The sequence below is a fragment of the Rhizobium sp. O111 genome (genome assembly GCF_055616315.1).
Window position 1 is genome coordinate 285,136 of sequence record NZ_JBSHXL010000003.1, and the last position, 12,491, is coordinate 297,626.

Consider the following 12,491-nt stretch of genomic DNA (forward strand, 5'->3'; position numbering starts at 1 on the left):
GATTCCAGTAAAGACTGATTGCGCGGCCACGCTCTCACAACTAGTAAATAGTCCTAGATTGCATTTGCTTAGATGATTTAAGCGTAGGCATGGCGCATGCTACGCCGTGCTTTTGATTTGCCTTCAAGACATACTGAAAACCTTAGCCTTGAGCCGAATTTGTAATTGGTAGAAGCCGCTCAAGTCGCCATGATGGCCAAGATCTCTGCCATGTCGATATCCCCACCCGATCGATGAGTGGATTGGCGGCCAAGAAACCATGGACCTATCCCTGCATGGCGAAACGATACGCATCGCTTCGGCACGTCATGTGCCGTTGTCCCGGCGCCGTCGTGTTGTCGTGCTGTCGAATGGGAATTCGCGGCCTCGTGCCACTCGATCCCGTCAAACAGAGGTCACATGTCGTTTCTGAAAAACGCGCGCATTCGCACGAAAATTCTCTCTCTCATCATTCCCATCTGTGTGATGGGCATCGGCGCCACGCTCTTCATGTCCGATAAGTTCAAGGCCGTCGATGCCACCTATTCGGAGTTCATCGCGCAGGACTATCAGGCAGAGGTCGACCTCGTCGCCTCCACGCGAAGCCTGGTTTCCATCGGTTACGCGGCCTACCAGACGCTTGCCTACGACGCTCGGGATCCGGCCTTCAAGGCGGCGAACGACTTTTACAAGGACAACGCCGGGAGCCTGATCGCTCGCCTCCAGCAATCCAAGGGTGGTCGTCCAGAGGATGCTGAGGCGATCGATGCCTTCATCGCGAGGTCGAATGACGTGATCGCCAAGACCGATGCCGCCGTCAAATTGGGAAGCGGGCGTGCAGCCGAAGCGCTAGCGATTCTGGCGCAGGCGGATATCCTGATCAGGCCGCTGCTGTCCGATATGCGCGATCTCACGACATTGATGAAGAAGAATATCAATGCGCGAGCGAACGAGCTGACCCAGCAGACGCGCTCGACGATTTTCATCTCCCTCACGATGCTGACCCTCATCTTCGCGGCAAGTATCGCGGCGGCCCTGCTGGTGTCCGCGCGCGGGATTACCGCACCGATCGCGAGATTGCGCGAGCGCATGACATCTCTTGCACGCGGCGATACGGCTGTGGCTTTTAGCTCCCGATTTCAATTGAAGCGCTAAGCGAGGAATTCGGCACTGAAATCTCCTCTTTCGATTTCGCTGCGGAGTAGGGGAGGGCCAACTAACGCCCTGATGCCTTGGTGAGATTCACGCGGAAGCGATCCCGCCGGCGCTGATATCTGCGTGTGATCTCCGCTGAAGCATGACCGAGCTGTTTCTGGACGTAACGCTCGTCGACTTCGGCGGAGGAGGCCAAGCCCGCGCGAAGGGAATGTCCGGAGAATTTGATGGCGCGTCCGATCTCGCTAAGATCACCGCGAACGCCGGCCGCCATTGCGGCCCGCTTCACCAGCCGAGCTACTTCCTTGTCATTCAGTCGTTCTGTCCCAACTGCTTTGCCTTGTCCGGTCACCCGGCGAAAAAGCGGGCCATGAGCCAGCTTGGCGAACTTGATCCAGGTCTCAACTGCGGCGACCGGGCAGGTCGCATCGGCTGAGCCGCGGCCGATCTCGACCTCCCGCCATCCGGTCTTGCCACGCAAGTGAGGAGCATGCCCTTATTGAGGATTTCGATCCAGCCACGGCTGTCTTCGGTCTGATCCACCTTTAGACCGAGGCCGACGATCTCGGAGCGCCGGCGTCCACCTGCGTAGCCGACCAGCAGCATCGCCCGGTCGCGCACACCACGCGGAGTGCCGCGATCGAGTGTTTCTAGCATGGCGATGACGTCTGTCGCCATGACAGCTTCCTTCTGGACCGGCGGCCGTCCATGGCTGTTGCGGATGCCAGCCATGACAGTGGCGATATGCCGGTCCTTGCGATCAAGGCTCAGACCGCGTTGTGCATAGTTCCAGGATATTGACGAGAGACGACGCTCGATCGTCGCGACAGAATTCGCCTTCATGCCGCGTTCGGCCGTGCCGGAAGCACAGGCGGTAATGTAAAGCCCGACCGCCTGTGGGTGTGGGGGGAAAGATTGGAGCGCCGGCACCAAGCGGAAAAATGCTTCCAGTCGGATGCGTAGGCTTTTCGGGTGTTGATCGAGCTGGCTGCCTCGACGTAGCTTCGAGCGCGATCGTTGAGGTCTTGCAGCTGGCCTGACAGGCTGGACCCCGGTTGTGGGGAGGGGAGGGGATTTCTGCTCTGGAAATGGAAGGCTCGTCCGCCACAGCTTCTCCACCGAGTATGTCGCTCATCTCACGCTTCCCATGGATTGATCACGGCTGCGCCTGTGTCCTCAAAGTCCTTGACGTTGCGAGTGACGAGGATCAGGTCATGGACGATTGCGGTGGCTGCGATCAGCCCGTCGATGTCTCCGCGCGGACGGATCGCGGCGATGCGGCCCCATTCGACTGCGATCTCGTCGGTCACCGTGAGGATGCGGTCAGAATGATCGTGGCGCAGCTTGCGCAGCCATTCGGCAAGATGTGCCGCAGCCTTGGGATCTGATTTTTGTTTCAAGGCAATACCGCGCATGATCTCACCAAGCGTCAGCGCACTCAAGTGGACGCTGAGAGGATCGACCGAGCGCAGCCAGGACACTGCCTGCGGGGTGCCCCGCCTTGCCTCCGAGACGATATTCGTATCCACTAGATACATCAGAAAGCCACGTCGCGGCTTGAGACTTTAGCCCGCGCGTCGACCGCGTCGGTGAAGGCGTCATCCCAAGGCGGACCGGCAAGCAGATCATCGACCAAAGTCGGTCGCCCTGCGCGCAAAGCGTCATAGTCTTTTGCGGACAAGACAACCGCCGTCCGCTCGCCACGCACGGTTATCTCTTGCGGGCCTTCAAAGCGGGCTTTTTGCACTACTTTCGAAAATTGGTTTTTAGCGTCCTGCAGCTGCCAATCCATGAATTTGCTCCAATCTAGCTAGGCTGTCTAGCCACAAATAGCACTGTTCTCAATCATCCGAAAGCCCGGAGTGCACGTTTAGAAGTAAAATCTTGGCGTTCGTGGCCTATCCGGGAACCATATCAACGACGTCCGAGAATGCTTTTGGGAGGGATTTCCTAAATCCGACCGAATATCGCTGAAGCGCACGATCGTTCAGAGGCGGAGTGTCGCCGACGATGACGTGGGATGCGATACACCTAACCTTTGCATCGCAGGTTTTGCAGACTTTTGCATTCGACGGGAGCATGCCGTGTAATGACAGCCATATAAGACGGGACTGCATCCATGCACGATGAAATCATATCCTGGCGCCGTGATGGCCGGCCGGCCGCGGTAGCGGTCGTGGACAAAGCCTGGGAAGACTTCTGAGCCTATGATCGTGTCAGGCGTCGCCAGTGTGGCGCCTGACACGGCGTCAAATCGACCAGCCGCGGCCCGGTCTCATGGGCTGAGAGGTGCGACACGCGGCCGATAACCGCGTGCCCGCTGCCGGACGAGCGCGAGAAACAGACCGACTGCTCCGTCTCACGCTCGAAATGGTGCTCCTTGGTTTGTCCATTTTGGCCAATCCGACCCCAGCTGCGTGTCAGGCGGATCTCGCCGAATAGCGCCAGGGAGATCTTCATGATGTAATACCGGGCCATGTTCCTCTCGGCGTCCGTGCGTTCGACATGGTGATGATATAGCTGAGCGATCATGCCCCTAGAATCGGGGAAGCAGGTGCTGGCGTCCAACGAGACTTATGAATCAATCGAGGGTGAACGATTCACCTGAGTGATGACCCGCCCACCATACTGTCGCGCCTGCATTTCATACGCGTGACATTTTTGTCGTGGTCCTGCTTTCAACCTCTCGTGATGGCGTTTTGCCCAGCTTCCGCCTGAATGTTGCCGCTCTAGTCCGCGGTGACGACAAGCGAAGATAGTGTGCTCATCCGGAGTGGCTTTTCTCGTCGAGTGCTGGGGATATTTGGAATGGCAGACACATCAGCTTTACGCCTGAAGATCACTCTGATGAGCGTGGTCGCGCTTATGGCAAGCGGGATAGGCGCCCGTGCGGAGCCGCAGCCCGCCGCGCCCGCTGCGCAGCTCTCCGCCTCGAAGGGATATGCCGTTCCCGAGCGCCGGCTCGTGCATGTCGCCGGTCACGGTGACGATTCAGCGCTGTCGACGCTGTTCGAAAGCGGGGCTGGAAACCCGGCCAAGGTCCTGCGGGAGATGGCTGGCCTTTCTCCATCGATGAACAGCGACATTGCCGCCGCGCTTGAAGCCTATTATGGTCAGCCGAAAACAAAGCTCATCTGGACTGACGCGAAGGGACCGAACGCCAAGGCGAGGCAAGCGCTTGACCTCTTGCGGCAGGCCGACGATTGGGGACTAACCGTTTCGGACTATGCCGTTTCGCCATCTCCGGAGACTTTGCAGCAGAATTCGCCCGACCGCGCCAAAGCTTTGGCAGCGTTCGAACTGTCCCTCTCAAACAATATGCTGATGTTTCTCCAGGATAATTTCAGGGGGCGCATCGATCCGAACAAGCTGTCGAACTATTATGACTTCAAGCGTAAGCCCGTCGATTTGAAAGCGACGCTTGCTCAGTTGGCAGCAGCGCAAAACCTGGCGTCGGCGGTCGACCGCTTCATGCCGAGCAGTCCAAAGTTTGCCCAGCTCGCCGCCGAATTGCACTGGTTGCGAACATCAGGCCAGGGCGGGGATACGACCGTCAACAAGAACAAGGTGATTGTCGCCATGGAGGAGCTGCGATGGTTGCCGCAGGAGTTTCCGGATCGGTACGTATTCATCAATCAGCCGGCCTATATGGCCTACTACACCGAGAACGGCGATGTCACCCTTTCGATGAAGGCGGTGATTGGGCAGCAAGATCACCAGACGAACTTTTTCGATGCTTCGATCAAGACAGTCGAATTCAATCCCGATTGGGGGGTGCCGCAGTCGATCATCAAGAACGAGATGCTTCCGCATCTGAAGCGGGATCCGTCCTACCTCGACCGCGAGGGCTACAAGGTATCGGTCAACGGCAAGCCGATGTCCTCGGCGAAAGTCGATTGGGCGCAACCGCTCGAGAATATCGCCGTCGTACAGCCGCCAGGCCCCGATAATGCGCTCGGCCAGCTGAAGATATTGTTCCCCAATCCGCATGCCATCTACATGCACGACACGCCGGCGCGCGGAAAATTCGCTTCGCAGGATAGAATGTTCAGCCACGGTTGCGTGCGGCTGGAAAATCCGAGAGCCATGGCCGCCGCCGTCTTGAAAACATCGGTGGATTCGGTCGCGCAGGAAATTGCGGGCGGTGAGAAGAAGGACGTTCCGGTTCCCGAGGAAGTTCCCGTTTACGTCTCCTATTTCACGGCATGGCCGACGGCCGACGGCATCATTCACTATTACGACGACATCTATGGTCGCGATGCGCAGACGCTCAACGCGATAGCCGCAACGAGCGCAAGCCGCTCCTAGCGTCACATCAGAGCTTCGATCGCGTTCGGAGGCGTGGAACAATATCCATTGCGCAATAGGTTGTGATCGCGGGCAGTGCAAGAACACCGGTCCTGCGGACAAAGAATGGTGTTGCCGAAGTGCTGAAGTCCCAGAAATTGGGACTTAGCTCAAAGGATAGCTTCGTTTGGACACCGAGCGCTGAAAGGCTCGATATGCCGATTGCGACAAGCACGACGGCGAGTAACGTCAGGACCGTGTCTGAGCCGGTGTGGCCGGCGGCAGATCGAGGGCGGCGCTCGTGATTGCCCCGATCCTCGACCAGTGCGGCCCGACATGGCACCCGATCGCGATCACGGCCCAAGAGAACCAGTGTATTTCGGTCAGCACGGCGCTATCCGGCCGTGGCAGAGCCGCGAATAGGGATTGGGATATGGCGAGACTTGTTGCCAGAAGCGCAGCCATGTTCAGAGCGAGCGCGGCATGAAATGTGACGATAACCGTGCGTCGTAAACCATAATGCCTTTTGACGATGTTCCGAAACCAGCTCCGGTTCCGGTAGATATGCCTTACAAGAAGCAGGAACAACGCGGTTCCAAAAAGCTCCTGGGCGAGGTTTTCGAGCCACCAGTATGCGAGACCAAGCAGCATGAGCGTGTCCATGCAGACGGCAAGGACGATGCGTCCGCCGAGCCGCTGGCGTGCGCTGCCCGAGATCTTCGTGAACGGCCTGCTCAACTGCTGACGCTCTTTGCTTCAAAAAGCGTGAACATGAACTGGCTCTGCTGACGAGAGCGGTGACATGAGTGGCAACGCGCGGTGTTCTCGTCGCTCTTTATCGACCGGTCGGGATGAAACCACTGAAACTGTCAGTCCCCGACGCCTGCTCCAATCTTCCGGAATTAGGTAGCAACACCACGCTTGCGCAAGGTAGAGAGCGAAAGCGCAGGACGTGGATCATTTTTTCTAACATGATTCACGTTCTCTTTCGTCTGCTTCACACGTCGGTCGTCGCCGCGCACCGTTCATGGCATTCATCGGCCAACGGCTCGCGGCAAACAGAACGCCCACCAATCCGATCGAACTCAACGGTCGTTGTCGCCTCCGTGATTGACCGCGACCCGAGTCAGCCGTTGGCATTTCAATCGTGCCTGCCAGCTTTGCGTGACGCATAGCTAATATTGATTTGTCGCAGAGATGTGCCCCCGATTTTTCCATTTCTAACAATCAATCGCAGACCCGGGAGGGACATATCCGCGCAGTCGGCGGTTGCGCTGCCACGGAGGCTGAGGAAGCCAGATCTCCATGTTGCGAAATCCGTCTGACGGGCGTACCGAGCAATGACAGGCAATGTGAGTCCGGGCACACATGACAAAGCGGAAGACGAAAATAGCCATCAATGGTTTCGGTCGCATCGGCCGAACGGTGCTGCGTGTCCTGCTGAGCAAGGGCGGGAGTTTCGAACTCGTCCTGATCAACGATGTCGCGGCGCTGGAAAGCTGCGCCTACCTCTTCCAGTATGACAGTGTTTTCGGCCCCTGGCCGGAAGAGGTCGCGGTCCGCGACCAGGCGCTGCAGGTGGGCGACAGGCTGATCGCCTTCCACAATGTTCGCGATGTCCGCCAGCTTGATCTCTCGGATGTCGATGTCTTTCTCGAGTGCACGGGCCAGCGCTATACACGCGAGTTCATTTCTCGTGCGCTGGAAGCGGGCGCGAAAAGCGTGTTGATCTCAGGGCCCGCCGAGGCCGCCGATGTGACGGTTGTTCTCGGCGCCAACGAGGAGATGCTTGGGGATCACCTCATCGTCTCCAACGCTTCCTGCACGACCAATGCGCTTGCCCCGTTGCTCAAGGTTATCGACGATGCCTGGGGCGTGGTGGGCGGCCAGATGACCACTGTGCATTGCTATACCGGGAGCCAGCCCACGGTTGACCAGCCGCGTGACGATTTCGCGAGAAGCCGCGCCGCCGCGCTCTCCATGGTGCCGACGACCACCAGCGCGCACAAGCTTCTCGGCAAGGTCCTGCCGTCGCTGGCTGGAGCGATCGAGGCGCGTGCCATAAGGGTGCCGACGGCGAGCGTTTCGGCGATCGATCTGACAGTGTCGTTGCGAGACACCCCGTCACTCGCCGATGCGCGCGCGCAGATGCAAAAAGCTGCCGCCGCGTCACGTGTTCTTGGTTGGACGGAGAAGCCGGTGGTTTCCGTGGACATGCGGGCGCGCCAGGAGTCATTGGTCGTCTCCGGTCCGGAGACATCGATCGCGCCGGGTGGACTGCTTCGCGTGTTCGGCTGGTACGACAACGAATTTGGCTTCGCGAACCGGATGCTCGACGTGGCAAGCCTCTTGGGGCAGAAGGTTGCGGGCAGGCGGTAAAGCGGCCGGCGTGCAATTGATGTTGCTAAATTCAGGGAGAATTGCTTGACGATCGGGCTTGCCCACGCGGAACTCATGGCTGTTGTGGCAGCCGTCACCAGCAACGAGCCACGTGTGATGACGGTGCGTTCCGGCGAAGCCTTGCCGTCCGGCCCGTTCGAGCTTGGACATCGCACGCTGCAGAGCGGCTTGCGCGAATGGATCCAGGAGCAGACCGGCCACCCGATCGGCTACCTTGAGCAGCTCTACACATTCGCCGACCGGGACCGCAACAACGACATTCGTGGCGGACGAACGATCTCGATCAGCTATCTCGGGCTGGTGCTGGAACAGGATGCGCCAGGTGCGGGCCGTCCGGCATGGCATGGGTGGTACGAATATCTGCCGTGGGAGGATCATCGGCAGGGACGACCCAAGGTTCTGGATGCGATCATCGAGAAGCTCCGGGTCTGGGCCGATGTCGACCCAAGACGTCGCGACGAGCGTCACCAGCGCGCCGACTTCACCTTCGGCCTCGATCACGGTGGCTGGAACGAGGATCTGACGCTGCAGCGATACGAATTGCTCTACGAAGCCGGGTTGGTGACAGAAGCAGGTGATGTGAGCGACAATTTTGGCCGGCCGATGTTTGCCGACCACCGCAGGATCCTGGCGACCGGCATAGCGCGCCTGCGCGCGAAGATAAAATACCGCCCGGTCGTCTTCGAGCTGATGCCGAGCGCGTTCACCTTGCTGCAGCTGCAGCGAACGGTCGAGGCCTTGGCCGGCCTTTGCCTCCACAAACAGAACTTCCGCCGCCTTATCGAGCAGCAGGAGCTTGTCGAGGAAACCGGTGGCATCACCAGCGAAACCGGCGGCCGCCCCGCCAAGCTCTTCCGCTTCCGGCAGACGGTCGTCGAAGAACGCGCTCTATCAGGGACAAAGCTGCCTCTCGCCCGCAATTGACATATGCTCACTGTGAGAATATCTATTTCTCCTAGATATACTCGAACTGAGTATAATGGAGGATGAGATGAATACCGCAGTGTCTGCCGCGTCGCTTTACAACCGTGTCAGCCGGGTCATTCCCAAAGCGGAATGGATGAGCTTCGAGGAGGATGTCGAGGCAATCCTGGAGCTGAAGCGCAAACGCAACGCGGTCATCCTCGCGCATAACTATCAAACGCCGGAGATCTTCCACGGTGTCGCCGATATCGTCGGTGACAGCCTGGCGCTTGCCCGCAAGGCAATCGACGTCGACGCCGACGTGATCGTGCTCGCGGGTGTGCATTTCATGGCCGAGACGGCCAAGCTGCTGAACCCGAAAAAGACGGTTTTGATCCCCGACACCGAGGCGGGCTGTTCGCTGGCGGATTCCATCACGCCCGAGGACGTCGCCCTGCTGCGCAAGGCTTACCCCGGCGTTCCCGTGATCACCTACGTCAACACATCGGCCGCTGTGAAGGCAGCATCTGACATCTGCTGCACATCGGGCAATGCCAAGCAGATCGTCGAGGCGCTCGGCGTTCCCAGAGTTCTGATGATCCCCGACGAATACCTGGCACGCAACGTCGCCAAGGAAACGAATGTCGAGATCATCGCCTGGCACGGGCACTGCGAAGTGCATGAACTGTTCTCCGCCGAAGATGTTCGCCAGCTTCGGGAGAACCATCCCGGCGTCACCGTGCTCGCCCATCCCGAATGCCCGCCGGATGTCGTGGCGGAAGCCGACTTTGCAGGCTCGACGGCGGTCATGTCCGACTATGTCGGAGAGAAGAAGCCTGCCCGCGTCGTGCTTCTGACCGAGTGCTCGATGAGCGACAACGTCGCGGTGCATCATCCCGATGTCGAGTTCATTCGCCCCTGTAATCTCTGCCCGCACATGAAGCGCATCACCTTGCGCAACATTCGAACCGCGCTTGAGGAAAACCAGCACGAAGTCGTCGTCGACGCCAATGTCGCGACTGCTGCTCGCCGCGCTGTCGAAAGGATGCTGGCGATATGACCGAGATCCTCCAAAACCTCGCGGATCGACCGGTCATTGTCGGAAGCGGGCTTGCCGGGCTGATCGCGGCATTGACGCTGTCTCCCGAGCCCTGCGTGCTCGTCACCCGCGCACATCTCGGCGCCGAGAGCTCGAGCGGGTGGGCGCAGGGTGGCATCGCGGCATGCATCGGTGCGGATGATAGTGTGGACCTGCACCTTGCCGATACCCTCGCTGCCGGCGATGGCCTTTGCGATGCCGCTGCAGCCGCCGAAATTATTGCTGAAGCGCCGTCCGTGATCGGAGCCTTGCAGCGTCTCGGCGTCTCGTTCGATCAAGATGGCAATGGGAGTCTGGCGCTCGGCCTGGAGGCTGCCCATTCGCGTCGGCGCGTCGTGCATGCCGGCGGCGATGGCTCGGGTGCGGCCATTATCGCCGCCCTCAAAAGGGCGGTCCATGCCGATCCTGCAATCACCGTTATCGAAGGGGTGGATGCGCGGCGGATATTGACGACTGATGGCGTTGTTTCCGGCTTGCTCTGCGCCAGTTCTGGCGGGGGCATGGTCTTGCCGTCGTCGCGCATTCTTCTCGCCACCGGCGGCATTGGCGGACTGTATGAGGCGACGACCAATCCTGCCGGCAACTTCGGCCAGGGGATCGTGCTCGCCGCGCGCGCGGGTGCCGTGCTCGCCGATATGGAATTCGTCCAGTTCCACCCGACCGCACTTGACGGCAATCGGCGCCCTCTGGTCCTGATCAGCGAGGCGGTGAGGGGCGAGGGCGCCGTGCTGATCAACGAGCGCGGCGAACGCTTCATGAGGCATGTTGCAGGTGCTGAACTCGCGCCGCGCGATGTTGTCGCGCGTGCAATCAGCGCCGAGATCGCCCGCGGCGGCCGCGCCTTTCTCGATGCGCGCCAAGCGATTGGCGCGCGCTTCGCCTCGCGCTTTCCCACGATCCATGCCGCTTGCCGCTCGGCCGGGATCGATACCGCCGAGCAGCCGATCCCCGTTCGCCCGGCCGCGCATTACCACATGGGCGGTGTTGCGACGGATCGAGCCGGACGCAGTACCGTTGCTGGCCTTTGGGTCGCGGGTGAGGCCGCTTCGACCGGATTGCATGGCGCCAACAGGCTCGCCAGCAATTCGCTGCTGGAAGCCGCCGTCATGGGCGTGCGCGCGGCCAACGACATGAGATCAAAGCTGACGGCGGTTACGCTTGGATATGTTCCGCCCATGCCGAGCGTGCCCGACACGACGACCGTGCGCCCAATTGTCTCCCGGCAAGTTGGCGTTCTGCGCGGCGCGGTCGGCATTCACCAGGCGATTGAGGAGCTGTTGCCTGTGGCAGAAGGCAATGACATAGCGGCCGACCCCGCGATCGTCGCGTTGATGATCGCCGTCTCCGCAAGCCTGCGCACGGAATCGCGCGGGGCGCATGCCCGGACCGACTATCCGTTGAAGCACGCGGTTGCTGAGCGCAGCCGGATAACGCTTGAACAGGCGTTGCAGATCGCCCGTTCCGCAAGCTCATCAAACTTTGCAAGGAGTGCATGAAATGCACGTCACATCTCTTCCACGTCTCGTCATCGAACCTGCGGTCAGAACAGCGCTTGCCGAAGATCTGGGAATGGCCGGTGACGTCACCTCGGCCGCAGTCATTCCTGAAAAGCACATGTCGACCGTCGTCATGGCCGCGCGTCAGCCCGGCATTGTCGCAGGATTGGATGCCGCAGCCCTTGCATTCGAGCTGGTCGATCCCGCGATATCGGTCGCCCGGCACATCCGTGAGGGAAGCACGGTAGGGCCGGGTGACGTGATCGCCACCATCAGCGGGCCGTCCAGAGGAATACTGACCGGTGAGCGCACAGCGCTCAACTTCCTCAGCCATCTGTCAGGGATAGCAACGGTGACCGCATCGATCGTCGAAGCGGTTGCCGGCAGCGGCGCGGCCGTCGCCTGTACCCGCAAAACGACGCCGGGACTAAGGGCGCTCGAAAAATACGCGGTGCGCGCCGGCGGCGGGATGAACCACCGGTTCGCGCTGCATGACGCGATGCTGATCAAGGACAATCACATCGTGATTGCCGGTGGTGTCCGGGAGGCTCTGCGTCGGGCTAAAGCAGCGGCGGGACATATGCTGAAGATCGAGATCGAAGTCGATACGCTCGATCAACTCAGTGACGTGATGGAGGAGGGTGTCGATGCGGTTCTTCTCGACAATATGGGGGCCCGGCAGCTCAGCGAAGCGGTGGCGATGGTCGGAGGACGTGCAATCACGGAGGCTTCGGGGCGCATAACGCCTGAAACCGCGCGCGACATTGCAGCATCGGGGGTCGATTTGGTCTCCGTCGGCTGGATCACCCACAGCGCGCCCATTCTCGATATCGGTCTTGATTTCCGCGCTTGATAAGGCACCGAGGATAAACGGACGGCGATGGCAACGGCGTTGAAGGCGGTTGACTCCCGCGAGAGCCACCCCATGACCTCTTTCAGCGTCCGGCGTTCCTGATCGGCTTCCATCGACAATGCCTGACGAACGTCGGATCGCGGCGCAAGCGAGCGGGCCACATCCAGGCTATCGCCAAGACCATGACCGCCGTACGTGATGAAGGGGGAAAAGAGGAAAGATGAGCGGCTCAGCGCAGCAACACAAATCATATCAACAATATAAGGCTGATATATACGCTGGCTTTGTGCGTGCTATCAGGCACACCTCGACTTCGTGA

11 protein-coding genes and 1 pseudogene are annotated in these 12,491 nt (G+C 60.0%); 7 read left to right on the forward strand and 5 right to left on the reverse strand.

All coding sequences use genetic code 11. From position 1 onward, the window contains the following. Window positions 1-399 precede the first annotated feature (399 nt). Window positions 400-1,134 (forward strand): hypothetical protein, encoded by a 735-nt coding sequence (locus ACVTFQ_RS27120; protein ID WP_470424265.1) that lies wholly within the window; start codon window positions 400-402, stop codon window positions 1,132-1,134. A gap of 61 nt (window positions 1,135-1,195) precedes the next feature. On the opposite strand, the pseudogene ACVTFQ_RS27125 reads toward ACVTFQ_RS27120, so the two are convergent. The 4 genes and pseudogenes from ACVTFQ_RS27125 to ACVTFQ_RS27140 all read right to left on the reverse strand — a co-directional run bounded on the left by ACVTFQ_RS27125 (window position 1,196) and on the right by ACVTFQ_RS27140 (window position 3,666). Further along, window positions 1,196-2,177, reverse strand: a pseudogene (locus ACVTFQ_RS27125) (tyrosine-type recombinase/integrase). Between the two features lie 93 nt (window positions 2,178-2,270). After that, window positions 2,271-2,672, reverse strand: coding sequence for a type II toxin-antitoxin system VapC family toxin (locus tag ACVTFQ_RS27130; RefSeq protein WP_111564547.1), 402 nt, complete (start codon window positions 2,670-2,672; stop codon window positions 2,271-2,273). Then, a complete protein-coding gene (locus ACVTFQ_RS27135; RefSeq protein ID WP_111564548.1) occupies window positions 2,672-2,926 on the reverse strand; it encodes a type II toxin-antitoxin system Phd/YefM family antitoxin in 255 nt (84 codons plus the stop codon). Before ACVTFQ_RS27135 ends, ACVTFQ_RS27130 begins: the two co-directional genes overlap by 1 nt. A gap of 413 nt (window positions 2,927-3,339) precedes the next feature. Next, complete coding sequence (locus tag ACVTFQ_RS27140; RefSeq protein ID WP_283193676.1) at window positions 3,340-3,666, reverse strand: WGR domain-containing protein; 327 nt, start codon at window positions 3,664-3,666, stop codon at window positions 3,340-3,342. A 276-nt stretch (window positions 3,667-3,942) separates the two neighbouring features. Between ACVTFQ_RS27140 and ACVTFQ_RS27145 the strand changes: the two genes are divergently transcribed. Next, window positions 3,943-5,442, forward strand: coding sequence for a L,D-transpeptidase family protein (locus tag ACVTFQ_RS27145; protein WP_181459328.1), 1,500 nt, complete (start codon window positions 3,943-3,945; stop codon window positions 5,440-5,442). 228 nt (window positions 5,443-5,670) lie between these two features. Here the strand turns inward: ACVTFQ_RS27145 and ACVTFQ_RS27150 are convergent, their stop codons facing one another. Next, window positions 5,671-6,159 carry a hypothetical protein gene (locus ACVTFQ_RS27150; protein ID WP_146618545.1) on the reverse strand — a complete coding sequence of 163 codons (489 nt, stop codon included), beginning with the start codon at window positions 6,157-6,159 and terminating at the stop codon, window positions 5,671-5,673. A 630-nt stretch (window positions 6,160-6,789) separates the two neighbouring features. On the opposite strand from ACVTFQ_RS27150, the gene ACVTFQ_RS27155 reads away from it, so the two are divergent. From ACVTFQ_RS27155 to nadC, 5 genes are all read left to right on the forward strand, one after another. After that, a complete protein-coding gene (locus ACVTFQ_RS27155; RefSeq protein ID WP_113177585.1) occupies window positions 6,790-7,800 on the forward strand; it encodes a type I glyceraldehyde-3-phosphate dehydrogenase in 1,011 nt (336 codons plus the stop codon). A gap of 45 nt (window positions 7,801-7,845) precedes the next feature. Beyond that, complete coding sequence (locus ACVTFQ_RS27160) at window positions 7,846-8,745, forward strand: NUDIX hydrolase (protein ID WP_111564551.1); 900 nt, start codon at window positions 7,846-7,848, stop codon at window positions 8,743-8,745. Window positions 8,746-8,812: 67 nt separating this feature from the next. Beyond that, a complete protein-coding gene (nadA, locus tag ACVTFQ_RS27165; protein WP_111564552.1) occupies window positions 8,813-9,784 on the forward strand; it encodes a quinolinate synthase NadA in 972 nt (323 codons plus the stop codon). Then, entirely contained in the window at window positions 9,781-11,319 is a 1,539-nt protein-coding gene (locus tag ACVTFQ_RS27170) for an L-aspartate oxidase (RefSeq protein ID WP_111564553.1), read from the forward strand. Before nadA ends, ACVTFQ_RS27170 begins: the two co-directional genes overlap by 4 nt. Before the next feature lies 1 nt (window position 11,320). After that, the gene (gene nadC / locus ACVTFQ_RS27175) at window positions 11,321-12,172 is read left to right on the forward strand and encodes a carboxylating nicotinate-nucleotide diphosphorylase (protein WP_111564554.1); all 852 of its coding nucleotides are present in this window, start codon (window positions 11,321-11,323) and stop codon (window positions 12,170-12,172) included. Window positions 12,173-12,491 lie beyond the last annotated feature (319 nt).

Excerpts from the sequence above, each read along its gene's own strand:
- ACVTFQ_RS27120 (WP_470424265.1), top strand. The coding sequence starts at position 400 with ATGTCGTTTCTGAAAAACGCGCGCATTCGCACGAAAATTCTCTCTCTC.
- ACVTFQ_RS27130 (WP_111564547.1), bottom strand. The coding sequence starts at position 2,672 with ATGTATCTAGTGGATACGAATATCGTCTCGGAGGCAAGGCGGGGCACC.
- ACVTFQ_RS27135 (WP_111564548.1), bottom strand. The coding sequence starts at position 2,926 with ATGGATTGGCAGCTGCAGGACGCTAAAAACCAATTTTCGAAAGTAGTG.
- ACVTFQ_RS27140 (WP_283193676.1), bottom strand. The coding sequence starts at position 3,666 with ATGATCGCTCAGCTATATCATCACCATGTCGAACGCACGGACGCCGAG.
- ACVTFQ_RS27145 (WP_181459328.1), top strand. The coding sequence starts at position 3,943 with ATGGCAGACACATCAGCTTTACGCCTGAAGATCACTCTGATGAGCGTG.
- ACVTFQ_RS27155 (WP_113177585.1), top strand. The coding sequence starts at position 6,790 with ATGACAAAGCGGAAGACGAAAATAGCCATCAATGGTTTCGGTCGCATC.
- nadA (WP_111564552.1), top strand. The coding sequence starts at position 8,813 with ATGAATACCGCAGTGTCTGCCGCGTCGCTTTACAACCGTGTCAGCCGG.
- ACVTFQ_RS27170 (WP_111564553.1), top strand. The coding sequence starts at position 9,781 with ATGACCGAGATCCTCCAAAACCTCGCGGATCGACCGGTCATTGTCGGA.
- nadC (WP_111564554.1), top strand. The coding sequence starts at position 11,321 with ATGCACGTCACATCTCTTCCACGTCTCGTCATCGAACCTGCGGTCAGA.